The sequence below is a fragment of the Bradyrhizobium sp. dw_78 genome (assembly GCF_018449525.1).
Lineage (GTDB): Bacteria > Pseudomonadota > Alphaproteobacteria > Rhizobiales > Xanthobacteraceae > Bradyrhizobium.
On sequence record NZ_JAAVUS010000004.1, the window covers coordinates 18,027 to 39,277 of the forward strand.

The following is a 21,251-nucleotide window of genomic DNA, read 5'->3' on the forward strand; positions in this document are numbered from 1 at the left end:
TCAGACAGCCTTGCTGCCGACGTCCGTCCGCGCCGCCGTGGAAGATGCCGCGCCATGATCGATCGACTTCACCGGCTCGGGCTTTTCCGCAGTCGTGTCATCGTCCTGCATGCCCTTCTTGAATGCCTTGATGCCCTGCGCGACGTCGCCCATCAGATCCGAGATCTTGCCGCGGCCGAACAACAGCAGGACGACTGCGATCACAATGATCCAGTGCCAAATGCTAAGCGAACCCATCCTGCAATCCTCCAAACGTCCGGGCGAACCGCCCAGCCTCGCCCTCACCGCAAAGTAGGCTCCGGAGGTGTCAAAAACAAGGACTTAAGCCGCGGCAAATCCAGCTCGGGACGACCTCCCGTTCGCTATTGTTAACCTGGAACGGTGTGGCTACGGGCCAGGGACATGCCCCCGTGAAACTAGCTTCCCTCGCCCTTTTCAGGTTCGACAGCCGGCGCCAGCGCAAGTTCCAGATCATCGCCCGGCTCCAGCGGATCCTCGTCCTCCCGCAAGGACGGATCATCCGACGGATTGGGCACCGTAAAGCCGGTCGGCAACCGGGAATCCAACAATCCCGTCCCCTTCAGCTCTTCCAGCCCCGGCAGGTCACCGAGCGCCTCCAGGCTGAACTGCGACAGGAAGGCCTCCGTCGTTCCGAATGTCAGCGGACGGCCCGGCGTCTTGCGGCGACCGCGCGGCCGGATCCAGCCGGTTTCGAGCAGCACGTCCAGCGTTCCCTTCGAGGTGATCACGCCGCGGATTTCCTCGATCTCGGCACGCGTCACCGGCTGGTGATAGGCGATGATCGCCAGAACCTCGATCGCGGCACGCGACAGCCGTCGCGTCTCGGTGCTTTCACGCGTCATCAGCCAAGCGAGATCGCCCGCCGTGCGGAACGTCCATTTGTTGGAGACACGCACGAGATTGACGCCCCGCGAGGCATAGTCCGCCTGCAACTGCAACAGCGCCGCCTTGATATCGACGCCCTCGGGCATCCGTTTGGCAAGCGCGGCCTGGTCGAGCGGTTCGGCGGAGGCAAACAGCAACGCTTCCAGGAGCCGCAATTCCTCGGGCCGCGCCTGCGGATCAACAGGCCGCTCCTCCGCGTCTTCGATGCGTTTTTCCGCCAGGCTTGCCATGGCTTGGTCTCCTTCCACTTTACTCAGCCGTCACATCGGGCGCCGACATTGCGCCGGATGCTTGCGCCACACGCTTCCGGAAATAGAGCGGCGCGAACGCCTCTTTCTGGTTCAGTTCCATTTCGCCTTCCCGCACCAGTTCCAGCGCGGCGGCGAAACTCGAGGCAAATACGGTGGCCTTTTGCGAGGAGTCGGCGACGTAGCTCATCAGATAGTCGTCGAGGCAACCCCAGTCCTCGGCCAGCCCGACGAGACGCTCGAGCGTGGCCCTCGCTTCGGCCAGCGACCACACCGTGCGTTTGGCCAGATGCACCGTCGTCAGCACATTCTGCTGGCGTTGCACGGCATAGGCCGAGAGCAGATCGAACAGGGTCGCGGTGAATTTCGGGTGCTTGATTTCCGCGATCGACTCGGGACAGCCGCGCGGGAAAATATCGCGCTGAAACTGCGGACGATTCATCAGCCGGTTGGCGGCTTCACGGATCGCTTCGAGCCGGCGCAGGCGATTGGCGAGTGCGGTCGCCATTTCCTCGGCGCTGGGACCGTCAGGGGTTGCGGGTTCGGGCAGCAACAGGCGCGATTTCAGGAACGCCAGCCACGCCGCCATCACCAGATAGTCGGCGGCGAGTTCGAGGCGGATTTTTCGGGCCTCTTCGATAAACGCCAGATACTGATCCGCCAGCGCCAGGATGGAAATCTTGGCGAGATCGACCTTCTGCTGCCGGGCCAGCGCCAGCAACAGATCGAGCGGGCCTTCATAGCCCTCAACGTCCACGACCAGCGACGGCTCGCCTTCGGCAAGCTCGGCGGCGGGCCGCCCGGTTTCAAATGACAGAATTTCCGCGCTCATGCGCTATTCATCCCTGCCCGATCAATCAGGGCATCCAGTTGCGCCCGCCCGGCGAGCCGGTCGAACGGTTGCGGCGCCTTGCGCGACGCCAGCGCCCGCCTGGCCCGCTGCAGCGCCTTGCCGGACAATTCCGGCGCTTCGCCGGCGACCGCCCGCATTTCATCCAATAGGCCGTTGCAATGCAGGATCATGTCGCAGCCTGCGGTGATGATAGACCGGGTCCGCTCGGCGATCGACCCCGCCAGCGCATTCATGGACACGTCATCACTCATCAACAAACCCTGGAACCCGATACCGCCGCGAATCACCTGCTCGATGATTGTCGCAGAAGTCGTCGCCGGATGGGCGGGGTCCAGCGCGCTAAACACAACATGTGCGGTCATGGCCATCGGCAAGTCCGCCAATGGCCGGAACGCGGCAAAATCGGTCCGTTCCAGCTCCATTTTAGGCGTATCGACCGTCGGAAGGCTGAGATGGCTGTCCGCCGTAGCCCTGCCATGTCCCGGAATGTGCTTGAGTACCGGTAATACACCACCCTGCTCCAGGCCTTCGGCGACCGCCCGCGCGATCGCTGCGACCTTGCCGGGCTCGGTTCCATAGGCCCGATCGCCGATCACACTGTCGGCGCCATCGACGGGCACATCCGCCAGCGGCAGACAATCAACGGTGATTCCGAGATCGGCCAGATCGGCCGCAATCAGCCGGGCGCTCAACCGCGCCGCCAGCAGCCCGAGCGCGGGATCGATGTCGTAGAGCGCGCCGAAGACCGCGCCTGCCGGATAGGCCGGCCAGCTCGGTGGGCGCAGGCGCTGCACCCGGCCGCCCTCCTGATCGATCAGGACCGGTGCGTCCGGATGGCCGACAACATCCCGTAATTCTTGAACCAGTTTAGCGACTTGCCGCGGCTCTTCGACGTTTCGCCGGAAAAGAATAAATCCCCAGGGCCGTTCGGAGCGGATGAATTCGCGCTCGGCAGCGCTCAATTCCATCCCGGAGATGCCTGTGATGAAAGCGCGCGTGCTCATGCGGCCGATTAGCCCGCGCGCCCTGAGGGGTCAAGGAAACCGCCATCAATTCCTTTGGATGACGCATTGGCCGCCCGCGCTTCTGAGGCTGCCGCAGAACTGCGACGCCTCCTCGGACGACCCGAACGGCCCGACCATGGCGCGGTAATAGATACCCTTGTCGCCGAGATCAGCCTTCCGGATCACGGGCGAGTGCGATCCCAGCACGGCAGGGAACTTGCCTTGCAGCACCCGGTAGGAGGTCTGCGCATCGGCCTCGTTGCGCTGCGATGAGACTTGCACCATGTAGCCGCTCGCGACCGCGCCCGGCACGCTGCTGGGCGCGATCGGCTCCGGAGTGCTGGTCGCGACCTGGGTACGCGGCGCCGGTGCAGGAGCCGTCTGGGCCGGCTGCGGCGCCAGCGACAGCGGCGCATTGGAAGCCGAAGCATTGGCGTTGGCCGCTGCCGCCGGGGTTCTCGGAATGGCCGCCGGACGCGTGACGGGAATCGACCTTACCGCAGAAGGCTCCGGCGCAGGCGGCGGCGTCGCGGGCGCCGTGGAAGCGTCGGTGTCATCCCCCCGAAACGACAACGTCTTGATCTTGCGCGGCTGGCTGTTCGCGACCGTGCCATTTCCGGCATTCGGCGGCAGCGCGCTTGAAGTCACGCTCGCGACCGGCGGCGGATTCGGATTCTGGTTCAGCGGCGGGAACACCATCCGCGCCCCGGAATTGACGTTGGCATTGACGTCGACCGGCGCTTCCTCGCGCGGGACGATCTTTTCCGAACTGTCGGCGGAGGCGAGACGATCCGGCATCTTGCCGCTTCCGTCGGAAGGCGCCGGGATGATCTTGGTCGGGCTGGTATCCGCCCTGATGACCGGAGGCTCGCCGCTGCGCGGCGATCCGAGATAGGTGCGATAGGCGAACGCGGCGCCCGTCCCGACCACCGCCAGGACGAGAACCGCCACGACGGTGGCAAGACCGCCGCGACGTCTCGGGGCCTCCTCCTCGACGCTGTCGTCGTAGCCGTCCTGATAGACGTACGGGTCGTCCGAATAGGCCTGCCCGTACTGCGCTTCCTGTCTGCCGGTCTCGATCTGGCCAAACAGCGCCTCGTCGTACCGGGACGGATCAAGCTGCGGCTCAGCCGGGGCGAAAGCCGGCGCCGGATCGTAGCCCTGCGCGGGCTCGGGATGCTGGGCCGCATATCGGCGCAGCGGATGCTCAGCTCCGGGATGATCCTCGCGTGGATAGTTTCGACCCGGATCCGGATAATGCTGAGCGGGGTAGTGCTGAGCCGGATGATGTTGCGCCGGGTAGGTTTGACCCGCGTAGCGCTGATTCGGGTCATGCTGATTCAGATCGTCCTGATCCGGATAGTTCTGGCTGGTATAGTTCTGCGTCGTCGCTTCCTGCCGTGTCGCACGCTGCATCCAGGGCGGAGGCCCCGCCGGAGGCGGATCTTCCGGCTCTGCCGGGGAATAGTCTGCCGGGGGATAGTAAGGCTCCCGCGCGACGGCTCTCGGCGGCGGCTGGCTCCGGCCCGTGGCGGCGCTGCCAAACGGATCGGTCTGGCCGATCAGGCGCGCAAGCTCGGCCAGCGGATCGCTCTCGATCCGTGACGACTCATGAGGATCGTCGCCGCGATGATAGTTGTCGCCGCCGGGAAAAGGTCTGTTCTGATATCGATCAGCCATCGTGATGATGCGTCCCCTCGGGAAAGGAAAGCCGACAACCCGTCATAGCAGACGGGTCGACGGCCGCCAGATACCCCCACAGACCCCCATCTGAGGGAATTGCCCCCGCCTACCGCATCTCGTCCGGGGCATGGACGCCAAGAACGGCCAACCCCGATGCCAGAACCGAGACGACGCCCTGGACCATGGCCAGTCGCGCCTTCGTGATTTCTGCATCATTATTGATAATGAAGCGTAAATAGGGCAAATCGCGGCCTTTCGTCCAAAGTGCATGAAATTCACTGGCCAAATCATATAGATAAAAGGCGATTCGGTGCGGCTCGTGGGCCGCGGCCGCTGCGTCAATCAATCGCGGGTACAAAGCAAGCTGCCTGAGCAGGCTGAGTTCCGCCGGATCGGTCAGCCGCTCCAGCGCCGATTCGCCCAGGAAGGCGGCCCGCGCATCGATCTCGTCCGGCAGGTCCGGGATCACCTCGCGGGCGTTGCGGAAGATCGAATAGCCGCGGGCATGTCCATACTGCACATAGAACACCGGGTTGTCCTTGGACTGCTCACGAACCTTGGCGAGGTCGAAGTCCAGCACCGCATCGTTCTTGCGGAACAACATCATGAAGCGCACGGCGTCGGAACCGACCTCGTCGACCACCTCGCGCAGCGTAACGAAATCGCCGGACCGCTTCGACATCTTCACCGGCTCGCCGTTACGCAGCAACTTGACGAGCTGGACGATCTTCACATCCAGCGCCGCCTGGCCCGAGGTGACGGCTTTGACCGCAGCCTGCATGCGCTTGATATAGCCGCCATGATCGGCGCCCCAGACATCGACGAGGTTGCCGAAGCCGCGATCGAACTTGTCCTTGTGATAGGCGATGTCGGACGCGAAATAAGTGTAGCTGCCGTCGGACTTGAGCAGCGGCCGGTCGACATCGTCGCCATAGGCGGTGGCGCGAAACAGCGTCTGCTCGCGGTCTTCATAATCGTCGACCGGCGCGCCTTTCGGCGGCGGCAGGCGTCCTTCGTAGACATCGCCTTTGGAACGGAGATAATCGATCGTCTCGGCGACGCGGTTGTTGCCGCCTTCGATCAGCGAGCGCTCGGAGAAGAAAACATCATGCTTGATGTTGAGCGCGGCGAGATCCTCCTTGATCATCGCCATCATCATCGAAATCGCCTTGGCGCGCATGATCGGCAGCCACGCGGCTTCCGCCATCGCCAGCAGCTTGTCGCCATGTTCGACCGCGAGTGCTTGCCCGACCGGCTTCAGATAGTCGCCGGGATAAAGCCCTTCCGGAATCTCACCGATGGTCTCGCCGAGCGCCTCGCGGTAGCGCAGGAACGCCGAGCGCGCGAGCACGTCGACCTGTGCGCCGGCGTCGTTGATGTAATATTCGCGGGTGACGTCATAACCGGCAAACGCCAGCAGGCTCGCCAGCGCATCGCCGAACACCGCGCCGCGGCAATGGCCGACATGCATCGGACCGGTCGGGTTGGCGGAAACATATTCGACATCGATCTTGCCGATAGCCCCTGCCGCGCTTCGGCCGTAGGAAGCGCCCGCGCGCAGCACCGTACGCAACGCGTCCGACCAGGCCGACGGCTTCAAGGTGAGATTGATGAAGCCGGGACCGGCGACATCGACCGAGGCAACCAGATCGTCGTTGCGCAACCGGGCTGCGATCTGCTCGGCGAGATCGCGCGGCTTTGCCTTGGCTTCCTTGGCCAGCACCATCGCCGCGTTGGTCGCCATGTCGCCATGCGCCGCATCGCGCGGCGGCTCGACCACCACGCGCGACAGATCGATGCCCGCGGGCCATCCGGCTTCGGCGGCCAGCGCGCCGCAAACCGCATGCACGCGCGAAAGCACGTCGGCAAAAAGATGCTGGGGAGAGGGTTTTTCGGCCATAAGCCGCCGCCTAACGCAAATCCGGGGTCGAGTCAAAAAGCCGCTGGTGCTCGGTCAGGGCAAAACGGTCGGTCATCCCGGCGATGAAATTGCCGATCCGCCGGGCGCGCCCGGTGCCGGATTCGGCCTCCGGACCGCCGGGCGGCGTCCATTCGCGGGGCAGATCGCCGGGGTTGTTCTGATAGCGCGCGAACAGATCGAACAGGATGGTCTCGGCCTCGCCCATCACCCGCATCACCCGCGGATGCCGGTACATCCGATGGTGCAGGAATGATTTGATCTCGGCTTCGGCCTGCGCCACCGGCGCCGAAAACGCGATCAGCGCCTCGCCATAGCCACGGACCTCGTCGGCCGACCGGGGTTGCGCGGCGTCGAGCCGCCGCCCGGCCTCCGACACCACCGCGCCGATGAAACGGGAAATCAGCTCCCGCACCAGCTCCGCGCCGCGCCTGTCATGATCGAGCCCGGGATAACGCCGGTCGATCCCGGCGATGATCTCGGCCGTGAGCGGCATCACCTTGAGATCGTCGACCTCAAACAATCCGGCGCGCAGGCCATCGTCGATGTCATGGGCGTCATAGGCGATGTCGTCGGCGATGGCGGCCACTTGCGCCTCCAGCGACGCGAAACTCCATAATTCCAGGTCATAGGCGCCGACAAAATCCGAAATCCCGACCGGGACGCCGCGCTCGCGATAGCGTCCGAGCGCATCGCCGTTTCGCGCGGCGAGCGGGCCGTTGTGCTTGACGATTCCCTCCAACGATTCCCAGGTCAAATTGAGCCCGTCGAATTCGGGATAGCGATGTTCCAGGGCGGTCACAACCCGCAGGGTCTGCGCGTTGTGATCGAACCCGCCGTCATCGCGCAGACAGGCATCGAGCGCCCGCTCGCCGGCATGGCCGAATGGCGGATGGCCGAGATCATGAGCCAGCGCCAGCGTTTCCGTGAGGTCCTCGTCGAGGCCGAGCTGCCGGGCAAGCGCGCGGGCGATCTGCGCCACTTCCAGCGTATGGGTGAGCCGGGTGCGGTAATGGTCGCCTTCATGGAACACGAATACCTGGGTCTTGTATTTCAGGCGGCGGAAAGCGGTGGAATGGATCACCCGGTCACAATCGCGCCGGAACGGGCTGCGGGTCTTGCTCGGCGGCTCGTCAAACAGCCGGCCGCGGCTGCGATCGGGGTCGCAGGCATAGGCCGAACGAGGAGCAGCCATTCCGACCGACACGGTATTTTTAGTCCTTATCCATTTGATTCCACGAGATTACGCACTTAACTATGTCAGGCGCCGGTTACAAATGAATTGGGTATGACGCGAACCCGGATCATGATCTCATCTCGTTGTTTGAGTATGCTCCTTTCGGAAAGCCGGTTCCCGCCTTTTCCGGGTCATGCTCCAGTGGAGACCTTGCGATGACAACAGCCGTCACCATCACCGAGCGGGCCGCCCGCCGAATCGGGCAAATCCTCAAGACCGAGGGCGACGGTGCCATGCTGCGGATCAGCGTCGAGGGCGGCGGTTGCTCGGGCTTTCAATACAAGTTCGGCGTCGAGCGCGCGCAGGCCGAGGACGATCTGGTGATCGAACGCGACAGCGCCGTGGTGCTGGTGGACCCGGCCTCGGTGCCGTTCCTGGCCGGCTCGGAAGTCGATTTTGTCGATGACCTGATCGGGGCGTCGTTCCGCGTGGTCAATCCCAACGCCACCGCATCCTGCGGCTGCGGCACCAGCTTCTCCGTCTAGAAACGCGGGCGTTCATGCGGATCGCGACCTGGAATGTGAATTCGGTCCGGCAGCGGCTCGAACATCTGTTGAGCTGGTTGAAGGAATGCTCGCCCGACATCGTCTGCCTGCAGGAAATCAAATGCGTGGACGAGGCGTTTCCGCGGCTTGAGATCGAGGAACTTGGCTACAACGTCGTCACCCACGGCCAGAAGACCTTCAACGGCGTCGCGCTGCTATCGAAGCTGCCGTTCGACGAGACCAAGTCCGGCCTCGCCGGCGACGACGAGGACGCGCATGCGCGCTTCCTGGAAGGCGTGGTGACGCTGAAGCAGGGCGTGCTGCGCGTCGCCTGTCTTTACCTGCCCAATGGCAACCCGCCGGAAACAGAGAAATATCCCTACAAGCTCAAATGGATGTCGCGGCTTCTTGAATACTCGAAGCAACGGCTTAAAGCGGAAGAGCCACTTATTCTGGCCGGCGATTTCAATGTCATTCCAGCCGCGGCGGACGTTCATAATCCGGCGGCCTGGACCAACGACGCCCTGTTCCGCCCGGTTACCCGCGAGGCTTTTCAATCGCTGCTGGGGCTTGGTTTGACCGACGCCCTGCGCGCCGTCACCGACGCGCCCGGGCAGTATACGTTCTGGGACTATCAGGCCGGCGCCTGGCAGAAAAACGCAGGCTTGCGCATCGATCATCTGTTGCTGTCGCCGCAGGCCGGCGACCGGCTGATCGATGTCGGCGTGGACAGCTACGTTCGCGCCTGGGAAAAACCATCCGACCATGTGCCGGTATGGGCCGATCTGGATCTGGAAGCGGCCTAGAAATTCGGTTCTGATTGAATCAGAATCGAAGCGACGCGATCTTGTCCGATGGCTGACGCTGCGCGCGGATCACCCGAAGGCTTCATCATCCTTGTGATCGGATTCGCCCCGCTTCCAATAGCCGGCAGCGTGGAGGCGTCGGCGATCAGCACCCCAATCCGACAAGGCCTGCTTGCGAAGCGACGTCACGATTGACGACTCCGCCGCGATCCAGATGACCGTATTTTCGTCGGGCCTCCCCAGAGTTTTTGCGGCTTCCACTAAACTCCCGGACAGAGATCGTCCGCCGCCCTTGCGGTGCAGCCAATTGAAATTGACCGCAGCGACGGTGTCGATGGTTTGTTCATCGCCGACGTCGTCAACTTCCACGAAGACGTCTGCCCGCGCATGCGCCGGAAGAGCTTCGAGAATCCCCCCGATCGCCGGCAGCGCGGTCTCGTCGCCGAACAGCAGATAGTGTTCCGTTGAATTTTGGACGGCAAAGCCGCTGCGCGGATGTGTGGCGCTGATCTCGAACGGATCACCGGGTTTGACACGCGCCGCCCATGCCGAGACTGGACCGTTGTCTCCGTGAAGGACGAAGTCGAGTTCGAGCTTCTTCGACAACGGATCGAAACGTCGGACCGTATATGCGCGCCCCGCAATGGCCTGCTCGTTGCCGCCAGGCGCGAAAACCTTGAGCCACTGGGCGGGCAATCCAGCCCGGAACGCCGGCAAATGGCTCCCGTCGACGGTGATCCGCTTCATGTGCGGCGTCACCAATTCGACGCGTTCGGCGGCGACGCGAAAGAGGCTATAGGGAGGGCGAGCCATGGGTAATCCTCTTAAGCGAGCAGGCGCGTCACGAGCGCAAGCTTTTTGCCCCGCTCCTCATCGAGGGAGCAGAAGCCGTTTGGAGGCGCGGACATAAACGAGATAACCGCCAGGGGCTCGATACTGAGTGAATCCACGTCGGGCCCCATAGAACGCGCCAAGTGTCGGAGCCAGAATACGAAATCCACGCAATGACCGCATTACGCAAACGGGACAACCTATTGCGATTTCAGGTCAGCACTGTTGGAATCGTTCAAAGATACCGGAGGTCGGTGAGGCAGCGTTGCGCCAGATACCGGGCCAGCGGTTTGCGGTCGAGACGCTGCAACGCGATGAGGATGTGGAGTTGTTGGCGCCAGCGGCCGAGGCTCATGCCGGTTGGCTTGAATTGTTTTGGTCGATGGGCCCGCTGCGCGAAGCCCACCCCAATTGCAAAGACGAAAATCAGTCCTTGCGGCCTTGCACCCAATGTTCGAGCATCTCAAGCGCCATCGCGCGGTCGTCGTCGGACGCCTTCGTGATCGCCTTGTTGTAGCTTTCCTTGATCCAGGTTTCATCCGGCCCGGCGCTGTCGCGCGCCAGCGTCAACCACATCAGCCCGCGGGCGGCCTGACGCGGCAACTGATCGCCGTTGAACAGCATCTGACCGAGCAATGCCTGCGCCTGATGCTGGCCTTTCTGGGCGGCGAGGCCGAGCCAGCGGGCGCCATAGCGTAAATCGTCCCGCGACGAGCCGGCATGGAGATACAGCCGCGCCAGATCATATTGGGCGTCCGCATTGCCGAAATAGGACGCCGCATAGGAGAACATCTCCCGGGCCCGCTCGGGATCCGGCGAGATCTTCGAGTTCGGAATGCCGTTGAGATAGTAGCGCCCCAGCGCGACAAAAGCATTGGCGACGATCGAGGATTGCGGCGCAGACGGGTTGTCTTCCGCATGCGCGTTGGCGATGCGGCTGAAATAATCGAAGGCACGGACATCGTCCTGCATGACGCCATTGCCGTCGGCGTACATCCGGCCCAGCGTCCATTGGGCGCCGGTATGGCCGCCTTCCGCCTGATATTGCAGCGCGGTCAACGAAGCCTCCGGCTGCGACGGCGGAAGCGCCTTTTTCAGGGCGATCGCCGCACCGGGCTGGGCCGCCGCGACCGGGATCGCGGCATCCTGATTAGCCGGCGCGCCATCAAAGGCGAATCCGGGCGAGGCCACCGGAGTGACCCCCAACATCAACGCAACAATGATACGCTTAGATATCCGCATAACACTGCTTCTCGTGCGCACTACCTGGATGGGTCACAGCACCACCCACCGCCGGCCCGACCTGCTGGGCATATTTCCACAGCACACCCGACGTATGGTTGGTCTCTCGCAGCTTCCATTTGGTTCGACGGCCGGCGAGCTCGGCGTCGGTCAACTTCACGTTAAGGGTTCCTGCCACCGCGTCGATCTCGATGAGGTCGCCGTCCTTCAATAGCGCGATCGGGCCGCCGACCGCCGCCTCCGGCCCGACATGACCGATGCAGAAGCCGCGAGTCGCGCCCGAGAACCGGCCGTCGGTGATCAGCGCGATCTTGCCGCCCATGCCCTGCCCGGTCAGCGCCGCCGTGGTCGAAAGCATTTCGCGCATGCCGGGACCGCCGCGCGGACCCTCGTAGCGGATCACGATGACTTCGCCCTCTTTGTAGGTTTTCTTCTGGACCGCCTCGAAGGCGTCCTCTTCGCGGTCGAAGCAACGGGCAGGACCGCTAAATTTCAGGTTCGACATCCCCGCGACCTTCACGATCGCCCCTTCAGGCGCAAGATTCCCCCGCAAGCCGACAACACCACCGGTAACGGTGATCGGCTTATCCGCGGGGCGCACCACATCCTGGTGCGGATTCCATTTTACGCTTTTGAGATTCTCGGCGATCGTGCGGCCCGTGACGGTCAAGCAGTCGCCGTGCAGGAAGCCATTATCGAGCAAAGTCTTCATCAGAAGCGGTATGCCACCAGCTTCAAACATGTCTTTGGCAACATAACGGCCGCCCGGTTTCAAATCGGCGATATAGGGTGTCTTTTTGAAGATTTCCGCGACGTCGAACAGGTCGAATTTGATGCCGCATTCGTTGGCGATGGCCGGCAGATGCAGACCCGCATTGGTCGAGCCGCCGGACGCCGCCACCACCGCGGCTGCATTTTCCAGCGCCTTTCGTGTCACGATGTCGCGCGGCCGGATATTGGCCACGATCAGCTGCATGATTTGTTCGCCGGCAGCGGTGCAGAAGGCGTCGCGGATCTCATAGGGCGCCGGCGCGCCTGCGGAATAGGGCAAGGCGAGCCCGATCGCCTCGGACACCGTCGCCATCGTGTTGGCGGTGAATTGTGCGCCGCAAGCGCCGGCGGACGGACAGGCGACGCGCTCGATTTCGTCGAGATCGGCATCGGACATCGCGCCGACCGAATGCTTGCCGACGGCTTCGAACATGTCCTGCACCGTGACCTGCTGGCCACGGAAATTGCCGGGAAGGATCGAGCCGCCATAGATGAAGATCGACGGCACGTTGAGCCGGACCATCGCCATCATCATGCCCGGCAGCGACTTGTCGCAGCCGGCAAGACCGACCAGCGCGTCATAGGCATGGCCGCGAACGGTGAGCTCGACCGAATCGGCGATGCATTCGCGCGACGGCAGCGACGAGCGCATGCCGTCATGGCCCATGGCGATGCCGTCGGTCACGGTGATGGTGCAGAATTCGCGCGGGGTACCGCCCGCGGAGGCTACGCCCTTCTTGACCGCCTGGGCCTGGCGCATCAGCGAGATATTGCAGGGCGCCGCTTCATTCCAACACGACGCCACACCGACGAACGGCTGGTGGATCTGCTGGGTGGTCAATCCCATGGCATAAAGATACGAGCGATGCGGCGCGCGCTCCGGACCCTCGGTCACGTGACGGCTGGGCAGCCTGTCTTTGATGTTGGTCCTGGCGTCCATCGCGACCCTGTTTCCTCGGTAAACGCCGAGGCTGTTTTTGGTAGCCTGCGAAAGAAGATTTCAAGGAGGGGTGTGGCTAAAAAGCGGCGGATGCAAGAGCGGTCTGGGATGAGGGTTAAATCTTCATTTACCGTTGCACATCGGCAACAATCGTGTCGCAGCGGCAACCATTTTGCGGCGGACTCCAGCCATCCCTGCCCGAATTTCAGTCGATTTTGACCTTCGCGGCCTTGATCATCGGCCGCCATTTCGCGATCTCGGCCTTCTGCCACGCGCCAAGCGCTTCCGGCGAGAGCTGGTCTTTCGGCGGCAGATCCAGCCCGAGACCACCGAGCTTTTTCTGGACGGCCGGATCGTTCAGGGCTTCCACGGCGGCGCCGTTGAGCCGGACGATAACGTCGTTCGGCGTATCCTTCGGCACCCACAGGCCGGACCACAGCGTCATATGAAATCCGGGCAGGCCGGCCTCGTCCGTGGTCGGAATATCGGCTGCCGATTCGACGCGCCTGCCGGCGGTGACGGCATAGGCGCGAATCGTTCCGGCGCGGACCTGGCCGATCGAATTGGAGGTCTGGTCGACGATGATGTCGATCTGTCCGGCCACAAGATCGTTCAGCGCCGGCGCCGTGCCGCGATAAGGCACATATTGCAGCTTGATGCCGGTGATGGTCTCGAAATAGAGCCCGGCGATGTGGCTTCCCGACCCGGCCCCGGCGGTGCCGGCGGTCGGCGGCGTCGGCTTCGCCTTCAGCCAGGCCAGCAACTCCGTGAGGGTTCTGGCCGGTATCGCGTTTTTGCTGACGATGATCATCGGGTTGCTCGGCAGCAGCACCACCGGCGCAAGGTCGGTCACGAGGTCGTAGCCGAGGTTGTAGATCGCACCGTTGCAGACATTGGTGCCGAGATGGCCGAAGCCAACGGTGTATCCATCGGCGGGCGCGCGCACCACGCGCCCGACCCCGAGCGATCCGCCGGCGCCGGTGACGTTCTCGATGGCGATGGTCTGTCCAAGCGTCCGCTGCATATGCTCGGCCATGATCCGCGCCATCGCATCGGACGGGCCGCCTGCAGAGAACGGCACCACGATAGTGATGGGACGGGACGGAAAATCGTCGGCGCGCGCGGTGCCGGCGAACGCCAGCAGCGCCAGAAACACGGTGAACACCGCCCTGCGCATCGCATTCCTCCCTGTCGGCCGCGCAGCCGCAGCATCCGACGCGTTGGCTCGCGCCGCTTATAACTTGGCGTAGTCGATCGGCTGATGACGGTCGAGCGTGCGCGTGACCGGCGGCAGTGGATATTTAAGCCCTGTCGCGCAATTGAACAGCATCACGCGGTCGTTCTTGTCGACGCGGCCGTCGGCCAGGCTTTGCTTGTAGGCCGCATAGGTCGCTGCCCCCTCGGGGCACAGCAACAGGCCCTCTTCGCGCGCGACCTCGTTCAGCGCGACGGAAATTTTATCGTCCGGCACCGCGATCGCGAAACCCTTGCTCTCGCGCACCGCGCGCAGAATCAGGAAATCACCGATCGCCTGCGGCACCCGAATGCCGGACGCGATGGTATGGGCGTCCTCCCAGCGCGACGCATGTTCGGTGCCGTTTTCAAAGGCGCGCACCATCGGCGCACAACCGGCCGCCTGCACCGCCACCATCCGCGGCCGCCTGGCGCCGATGAAGCCGATGGCTTCGAGTTCGGCGAACGCCTTCCACATGCCGATCAGGCCGGTGCCGCCGCCGGTCGGATAGAAGATCACGTCCGGCACGTCCCAACCGAGCTGTTCGGCGAGTTCCAGCCCCATGGTCTTCTTGCCCTCGATCCGGTAGGGCTCCTTCAGCGTCGAGGTGTCGAACCAGCCGGCCTTGGCCTTGCCCTCTCCGACGATCTTGCCGCAATCGTCGATCAGGCCGTTAACGCGATAGACGGTCGCGCCCTGCAACTCGATCTCGCTGACATTCACCTCCGGCGTATCGGCGGGACAGAAAATCGTGGTCTTGATGCCGCACGAAGTCGCGTAGGCCGCAAGCGCCGCCCCGGCATTGCCATTGGTCGGCATCGCCATGTGCCTGATGCCGAGCGCCTTGCCCATCGACACCGCCATCACCAGGCCGCGCGCCTTGAACGAGCCGGTCGGTAGCCGCCCCTCGTCTTTGACGATGATTTCACCGCCGCCAAGTTTTCCGGCCAGCTTGGGCAGACGGATCAGCGGCGTCATGACCTCGCCAAGGCTGACGATGTCGGCGGTTTTTCGCACCGGCAGCATCTCGCGATAGCGCCACAGGTCGGCCGGACGCTGCGCCAGCGCGTCCTTGGTCAGCGCTTTCTTCACACCGGCCAGATCGTAACGCACCAACAGCGGCTTGCCGGCCTTCGACAGGTTGTGGACCTGATCGGCGGCATAGCGATCGCCTTCCAGCGCGCATTCGAGGTGGGTCACGAATGTCGGGCGATCGATCGTCAGATTGTCGTTGCTCTTCATGGATCGCCTCTTCCCTGTGCCCGCATTCGCTGCCGGCCTGTTGGCGCGGTCATTGCCGGGCATAGCCGTTCGAAGAACGGCGTCGCTTCCGCTCGCCTATGCCCCGGCAATCCATCGCTCTTTTCGAGACTCTTGTGAAGGGCGATCGATGCGCGGGTCAAGCCCGCGCATGACGAGGGGAGATTTTGGTCTCTACCGCGATAGCGTTTTCGAGCGAAGTGGCTCCGGTTCACGTGAAGAAAACGCGTCAAAACAAAATGTTAGAGCCCGGCCCTCTTCAATCAGAACCGATAGGGCGCTAGATGTTCAGCACCCGTCCATAGGCATCCAGCACCGCTTCCTTCATCATTTCCGACAAGGTCGGATGCGGGAACACGGTATGCATCAGCTCTTCTTCCGTCGTCTCGAGGTTCATCGCGACCACATAGCCCTGGATCAATTCGGTGACCTCGGCGCCGATCATGTGCGCGCCGAGCAATTGACCGGTTTTCTTGTCGAAGATCACCTTGACCAGTCCCTGATCCTCGCCAAGCGCAATCGCCTTGCCGTTGCCGACGAACGGGAAACGGCCGACGCGGATTTCGCGGCCACCCTCCTTCGCCTTGGCCTCGGTGAGGCCCACGGAAGCGATTTGCGGGTTGCAATAGGTGCAGCCCGGAATGAGCAGCTTGTCCATCGGATGCGGATGCAGGCCCTTAATTGCCTCGACGCAGATCACGCCCTCATGTTCCGCCTTGTGCGCCAGCATCGGCGGGCCGGCGACGTCGCCGATGGCGTAGATGCCCGGCACATTGGTCTTACCGTGGCCGTCGATCACGACGCAGCCGCGATCGGTTTTGACGCCGAGCTTTTCCAGCCCCAGATTCTCGATATTGCCGACCACGCCGACCGCCGAAATCACCCGGTCGAACTCGACCGTCTGCGGCTTGCCCTTGCCGTCGTCGATGGTGGCGACGACGCTGTCGGCCTTCTTCTCCAACTTCGAGACTTTCGTGCCGGAGAGAATCTTGATGCCCTGCTTCTCGAACCGCTTGCGCGCCAGGCCGGCGATCTCCGCGTCCTCGACGGGCAAAATCTGCGGCAGCACCTCGACCACGATCACGTCGGCGCCCATGGTATGGAAGAACGAGGCGAACTCGATGCCGATCGCGCCGGAGCCCACCACCAACAGCGATTTCGGCATCTTGTCCGGCACCATCGCCTCGAAATAGGTCCAGACCAGCTTCTTGTCCGGCTCAAGCCCCGGCAGCACGCGTGGCCGCGCGCCGGTGGCGAGAATGATGTGCTTGGCCTGGTAGACGCCCTCACCCAGCGCGCCCTTCGGCGCCTCGGCGGCGGACTTCTTCACCGTGATCTTGCCGGGCGCATCGATCGTGGCCTCGCCCCAGATCACCGTGACCTTGTTCTTCTTCATCAGAAAGCCGACGCCGTCGTTCAGGCGCTTGGAGACGCCGCGCGAACGCTGCACCACCGCTTTCGGATCGAATGCGACGTTGTCGGCCGACAGCCCGTAATCCTTGGCGTGCTGCATGTAGTGATAGATTTCCGCCGAGCGCAGCAGCGCCTTGGTCGGGATGCAGCCCCAGTTCAGGCAGATGCCGCCGAGATAGGATTTCTCGATGATCGCGGTCTTGAAACCAAGCTGGGCGGCACGAATGGCGGCGACATAGCCGCCGGGGCCGGAGCCGATGATGACGATGTCGAAGGAAGTGTCGGCCATTACGGGCTCCATTTAGCTCAAGCGATCGTCGTGCGACGGCCGCGCCGATTCAAGGTGCTCAATGTTCATGTGGAAGCGGCTTTCGCAAGCGTGGTCTGCCGCGACAGAAATATATGCAGGATCAGCCATTGTGCCAGCGCGACGGTCCATAGCGGCGCGAACATCTGCACCAGGCCGACGCCCTCACGCAGCCAGTCGATGTGGCGGACACCATTATCGAGGAGGCCGAGCACGACGACCATCAACGGCACCAGAAACAGCACATAAAGCATGCGCTTCAGCCGCCGCGAACGCGCCCGGCGCCAGACCGCGTAGCCGTAGAGGATCATTCCCAGGATCACATAGCCGGCGGTCAACAGCAGACGGAACACCTCGCCGAGACCGCGGCCAGCGGCATCGTCCCAATCCGGCAGAAGCGACACCGCCGCATAGGCCAGCATGCCGGCAACCGCGGAAGCGACAAAAGCCAGGATGAAGACCCCCGCGAGCCGCATGATCGCCTTCGCTATCGATGAGACAATTGGCGCCTAGACCATCATCATGACCGGATTTTCGATCAGCAGCCTGAAGGCACCGATCAATTCCGCGCCGAGCGCGCCGTCGACCGCACGGTGATCGCAGGACAGTGTCACGCTCATGATATGCGCGATCTCGATCTTGCCGCTACGAACCACAGGCCGCTCCTCGCTGGTACCGACCGCGAGGATGGTGGCGTGCGGAGGATTGATCACGGCGGTAAAATCCTTGATCCCGTACATGCCGAGGTTGGAAACGGCCGTGGTGCCGCCCTGATATTCCTCCGGCTTGAGTTTGCGCGACCGCGCCCGCGTGGCGAAATCCTTCATCTCGGCCGAAATGGTCGAGAGCGATTTGGTCTCGGCCTTGCGGATGATCGGGGTGATCAGGCCACCGGGCATCGCCACTGCCACGCCGATATCGGAATTCTTGTGCTTCACCATCCCGCCTTCGGTCCAGCTCACATTGCAATTGGGAATTCGCTGCAACGCAATCGCCATCGCCTTGATGACGAAGTCGTTGACCGAAAGCTTGTAGAGCGGCTTCTTCTCGGCATCCTTGGGCGCAGAGGCGTTGATGTCCTCGCGCGCCGCAAGCAGCTTGCCGATATCGCAGTCGATGGTCAGGTAGAAATGCGGAATGGTCTGCACCGACGCGGTCAGGCGCTGGGCAATGGTGCGCCGCATGCCGTCATGCGGCACGATCTCGTAAGAGCCGGGCTCGAACAGCGCCAGGATCTGCTGGTCCGACATCGAAGGCGCCAGCGCCGGTGAACCGGCGGGCGCGGCTGCCGGCGCCTTCAGCCCCTTGCCGGATTTGGCTTCCTCGACGTCATGCGCGACGATACGGCCATGCGGGCCGGTGCCGCTGATGCGCCCAAGCTCGATGCCGGCTTCCTTGGCGAGCCGCCGGGCCAGCGGCGACGAGAAGATACGGTCATGACCATTGGCTTGCGGACCGGCCGGCTTTGCCTGAATGGGCGGAGTTGAAACGGAGGCCGGCGCTTTGGCGGCAGCAGGTTGCGGCTTCGGCGCCTCCGCCTTGGTCTCTGCCTTCGGCTCAGGTTTGGCTTCCACCTTTGGCGGCTGCGGCGTGGCGCCGGCCGATTTGACGTCCTCGCCGTCGCCGGCGAGCACCGCGATCACGTCGTTGACCGCGACATCCTGCGTCCCCTCGGGCACCACGATCTTGGCGATCGTGCCCTCGTCGACCGCTTCGACCTCCATGGTCGCCTTGTCGGTTTCGATTTCGGCGATCACGTCGCCGGACTTGACCTTGTCGCCCTCTTTCTTGAGCCACTTGGCAAGGTTGCCCTTTTCCATCGTCGGCGACAGCGCGGGCATCAGGATATTGATCGGCATGCTGACCTCAAAAAGCTATTTCTTGCGCGTTGGCTTCGAACCGTGGAGGAAGCCAACCAGACTTGTTTGGGCACCGCCGTGCCCGATTTGGATCACCGATCCGTTCAATTACCGATATCACCCTGCCACAGGCGCTCATTGCCTGGATTCGAGCGCCATGACTTCATCATGTTGATCGATCGATCATCGGCAAGGTCGATGAAGGGAATACCGAACTGGGTCAGGATGTCCTTGCTGCCGGGAAAGGTGACGGACTCCCCGATCACCAGCAGCGAAAGCTTGAACAGCCCGACCGCACCCGCGCACATCGAACACGGCGACAGCGTCGTATACATGACCGTATCATGGAACGAGGTCAGCCCGGCGTCGCGCAGGCAGGACATCTCGCCATGCAGGATGACGTTGTTCTCCTGCATCCGTCGGTTATGACCGCGGGCGATAATCTGGTTGTTTCGCGTCAGCACGGCGCCGATCGGCAAGCCGCCCTGCGAGATGCTGAGCTCGGCTTCGCGGATCGCTTCGCCCATGAAATCGAAGTGATATTGCTCAATTGCCACGTTCAGTGACCCTGTTGCGACCGCGGCGTGGTGCTACCCATGTCGGTCGGCCGCGCGATTTCGGCTTCGAACATATCAACGATACGCGTCAGCGCCTGATCCTCGGTGTAGTCGCTCTCGCGCGCATAGGCGCGGGCGGCGTGGCGCGCGATGTCGACCAGCAGCAATCCCCACAGATCCGGCTCTTCGAACGCACGGGTGAAAGCGATGGAAAGACCACCATCAAGGACGAACGCACGCAGCACCTCGGTGGCATCATCGCGACCGATGACATCTGGAGGTAATGGCTGTTCCTTGGGCCCGGCCATGCTTCACCGGTAACAGACGGCTTTGGCGGCCTCGACCACCTCGGCCACCGAGGGCAAGGCCAGCTTCTCGAGGTTGGCCGCATAGGGCATCGGCACGTCCTTGCCCGATACCCGCGCCACCGGCGCATCGAGATAATCGAATGCGTGCTCCATCAGCCGCGCCGCAATTTCGGCGCCGACGCCGTTTTGCTGCCAGCCCTCTTCCACGGTCACGGCACGGCCGGTCTTCTTCACGGAAGCAACCAGGGTGTCGGTATCCATCGGGCGCAGCGTGCGCAGGTCGATCACTTCGGCCTCGATGCCTTCCCCGGCCAGTTCCTCGGCCGCCTTCAGCGCGTAGGTCATGCCGTTCGACCACGAAATGACGGTGACGTGAGAGCCCGAGCGCACCACGCGCGCCTTGCCGATCGGCACGACGTAATCGTCCAGCTTCGGCACCTCGCCGGAATGGCCGTAGAGAACTTCGTTTTCGAGAAAGACCACCGGGTTGGGGTCGCGGATCGCGGCCTTCAACAATCCTTTGTAATCGGCGGCCGAGAACGGCGCGACGACCTTCAGTCCCGGGACTTGCGAATACCAGGCCGAATAATCCTGGCTGTGCTGGGCGGCGACGCGCGCGGCGGCCCCGTTCGGCCCGCGAAATACGATCGAGCAGCCCATCTGTCCGCCCGACATATACAGCGTCTTCGCCGCGGAATTGATGATCTGGTCCATCGCCTGCATGGCGAAGTTGAAGGTCATGAATTCGACGATCGGCTTCAGGCCCGACATCGCAGCGCCGACGCCGATGCCGGCAAAGCCATGCTCGGTGATCGGCGTGTCGATCACGCGCCTGGCGCCGAATTCCTGCAACAGACCCTGACTGACCTTGTAGGCGCCCTGATATTCGGCGACTTCCTCGCCCATCAGGAATACGTCGGGATCGCGCCGCATCTCTTCGGCGATCGCATCGCGCAGTGCGTCGCGGATCGTCATCGTCACCATCTCGGTGCCTTCCGGCACTTCGGGATCGGTGACGGCCCTGGGCGCGGACGGTGTTTTCGCCTCGACCTTGGGTTCGGGCGCTTCAGCCTTGGCGGCTGCCGGCGGCGCGGATTCGGCGGCCTTTGCCGGTACCTTGCCGAGATCGGAGGCGCTCTCGCCGTCGGCGAGGATGGTCGCGATCGGCGTGTTGACGGCAACGTCGGCGGTGCCTTCGGGGATCAGGATCTTGCCGAGCGTGCCCTCATCGGTGGCCTCGACTTCCATCGTCGCCTTGTCGGTTTCGATCTCGGCGATGACATCGCCCGACTTGATGGTCTCGCCTTCCTTCTTCAGCCATTTGGCGAGATTGCCCTTTTCCATGGTGGGCGACAGCGCAGGCATCAACACTTGAATTGGCATAACAGC

Annotated in this window: 20 protein-coding genes; 2 read left to right on the plus strand and 18 right to left on the minus strand. The window is 63.2% G+C overall.

The genetic code is table 11. The annotated features are described in order from the left end of the window. From HB630_RS11910 to HB630_RS11940, 7 genes are all read right to left on the minus strand, one after another. Entirely contained in the window at positions 1 to 237 is a 237-nt protein-coding gene (locus HB630_RS11910; RefSeq protein WP_213772460.1) for a twin-arginine translocase TatA/TatE family subunit, read from the minus strand. 179 nt (positions 238 to 416) lie between these two features. Beyond that, positions 417 to 1,136: an SMC-Scp complex subunit ScpB gene (gene scpB / locus HB630_RS11915; RefSeq protein ID WP_213772461.1), complete on the minus strand. Its 720-nt coding sequence runs from the start codon at positions 1,134 to 1,136 to the stop codon at positions 417 to 419. Between the two features lie 19 nt (positions 1,137 to 1,155). After that, on the minus strand, positions 1,156 to 1,986 hold the full coding sequence (locus HB630_RS11920; RefSeq protein ID WP_213772462.1) for a ScpA family protein: 831 nt from the start codon (positions 1,984 to 1,986) through the stop codon (positions 1,156 to 1,158). After that, a complete protein-coding gene (gene nagZ / locus HB630_RS11925; protein WP_213772463.1) occupies positions 1,983 to 3,011 on the minus strand; it encodes a beta-N-acetylhexosaminidase in 1,029 nt (342 codons plus the stop codon). The genes HB630_RS11920 and nagZ overlap by 4 nt, the downstream gene beginning before the upstream one ends. Before the next feature lie 45 nt (positions 3,012 to 3,056). Beyond that, positions 3,057 to 4,691 (minus strand): SPOR domain-containing protein, encoded by a 1,635-nt coding sequence (locus HB630_RS11930; RefSeq protein ID WP_213772464.1) that lies wholly within the window; start codon positions 4,689 to 4,691, stop codon positions 3,057 to 3,059. 109 nt (positions 4,692 to 4,800) lie between these two features. Next, entirely contained in the window at positions 4,801 to 6,594 is a 1,794-nt protein-coding gene (argS, locus tag HB630_RS11935; protein ID WP_213772465.1) for an arginine--tRNA ligase, read from the minus strand. A gap of 10 nt (positions 6,595 to 6,604) precedes the next feature. Further along, the gene (locus tag HB630_RS11940) at positions 6,605 to 7,819 is read right to left on the minus strand and encodes a deoxyguanosinetriphosphate triphosphohydrolase (protein ID WP_346656080.1); all 1,215 of its coding nucleotides are present in this window, start codon (positions 7,817 to 7,819) and stop codon (positions 6,605 to 6,607) included. Positions 7,820 to 8,004: 185 nt separating this feature from the next. Here HB630_RS11940 and erpA point away from each other — a divergent pair, with 185 nt between their 5' ends. Together erpA and xth are read left to right on the plus strand one after the other, a co-directional pair. Continuing rightward, positions 8,005 to 8,334: an iron-sulfur cluster insertion protein ErpA gene (erpA, locus tag HB630_RS11945; RefSeq protein WP_213772466.1), complete on the plus strand. Its 330-nt coding sequence runs from the start codon at positions 8,005 to 8,007 to the stop codon at positions 8,332 to 8,334. 14 nt (positions 8,335 to 8,348) lie between these two features. After that, positions 8,349 to 9,140 (plus strand): exodeoxyribonuclease III, encoded by a 792-nt coding sequence (gene xth, locus HB630_RS11950; protein ID WP_213772467.1) that lies wholly within the window; start codon positions 8,349 to 8,351, stop codon positions 9,138 to 9,140. A gap of 69 nt (positions 9,141 to 9,209) precedes the next feature. On the opposite strand, the gene HB630_RS11955 is transcribed toward xth, so the two are convergent. The 11 genes from HB630_RS11955 to HB630_RS12005 form a co-directional block, all read right to left on the minus strand. Beyond that, the gene (locus HB630_RS11955; protein WP_213772468.1) at positions 9,210 to 9,887 is read right to left on the minus strand and encodes a siderophore-interacting protein; all 678 of its coding nucleotides are present in this window, start codon (positions 9,885 to 9,887) and stop codon (positions 9,210 to 9,212) included. A gap of 510 nt (positions 9,888 to 10,397) precedes the next feature. Beyond that, on the minus strand, positions 10,398 to 11,213 hold the full coding sequence (locus HB630_RS11960; RefSeq protein WP_213772469.1) for a tetratricopeptide repeat protein: 816 nt from the start codon (positions 11,211 to 11,213) through the stop codon (positions 10,398 to 10,400). Then, positions 11,200 to 12,924 (minus strand): dihydroxy-acid dehydratase, encoded by a 1,725-nt coding sequence (ilvD, locus tag HB630_RS11965; protein ID WP_213772470.1) that lies wholly within the window; start codon positions 12,922 to 12,924, stop codon positions 11,200 to 11,202. The genes HB630_RS11960 and ilvD overlap by 14 nt, the downstream gene beginning before the upstream one ends. A 205-nt stretch (positions 12,925 to 13,129) precedes the next feature. Next, positions 13,130 to 14,101: a tripartite tricarboxylate transporter substrate-binding protein gene (locus HB630_RS11970; protein ID WP_213772471.1), complete on the minus strand. Its 972-nt coding sequence runs from the start codon at positions 14,099 to 14,101 to the stop codon at positions 13,130 to 13,132. 57 nt (positions 14,102 to 14,158) lie between these two features. Beyond that, positions 14,159 to 15,400: a threonine synthase gene (locus tag HB630_RS11975; RefSeq protein WP_213772472.1), complete on the minus strand. Its 1,242-nt coding sequence runs from the start codon at positions 15,398 to 15,400 to the stop codon at positions 14,159 to 14,161. Positions 15,401 to 15,698: 298 nt separating this feature from the next. Continuing rightward, positions 15,699 to 17,120 (minus strand): dihydrolipoyl dehydrogenase, encoded by a 1,422-nt coding sequence (gene lpdA, locus HB630_RS11980; protein WP_213772473.1) that lies wholly within the window; start codon positions 17,118 to 17,120, stop codon positions 15,699 to 15,701. Between the two features lie 65 nt (positions 17,121 to 17,185). Further along, complete coding sequence (locus HB630_RS11985) at positions 17,186 to 17,614, minus strand: hypothetical protein (protein ID WP_213772474.1); 429 nt, start codon at positions 17,612 to 17,614, stop codon at positions 17,186 to 17,188. Between the two features lie 33 nt (positions 17,615 to 17,647). After that, positions 17,648 to 18,997 carry a pyruvate dehydrogenase complex dihydrolipoamide acetyltransferase gene (locus tag HB630_RS11990; protein ID WP_213772475.1) on the minus strand — a complete coding sequence of 450 codons (1,350 nt, stop codon included), beginning with the start codon at positions 18,995 to 18,997 and terminating at the stop codon, positions 17,648 to 17,650. Positions 18,998 to 19,101: 104 nt separating this feature from the next. Next, positions 19,102 to 19,554: a deaminase gene (locus tag HB630_RS11995; RefSeq protein WP_213772476.1), complete on the minus strand. Its 453-nt coding sequence runs from the start codon at positions 19,552 to 19,554 to the stop codon at positions 19,102 to 19,104. 2 nt (positions 19,555 to 19,556) lie between these two features. Further along, positions 19,557 to 19,862, minus strand: coding sequence for a DUF5076 domain-containing protein (locus tag HB630_RS12000; protein WP_213772477.1), 306 nt, complete (start codon positions 19,860 to 19,862; stop codon positions 19,557 to 19,559). A gap of 3 nt (positions 19,863 to 19,865) precedes the next feature. Then, on the minus strand, positions 19,866 to 21,245 hold the full coding sequence (locus tag HB630_RS12005; RefSeq protein WP_213772478.1) for a pyruvate dehydrogenase complex E1 component subunit beta: 1,380 nt from the start codon (positions 21,243 to 21,245) through the stop codon (positions 19,866 to 19,868). Positions 21,246 to 21,251: the final 6 nt, after the last annotated feature.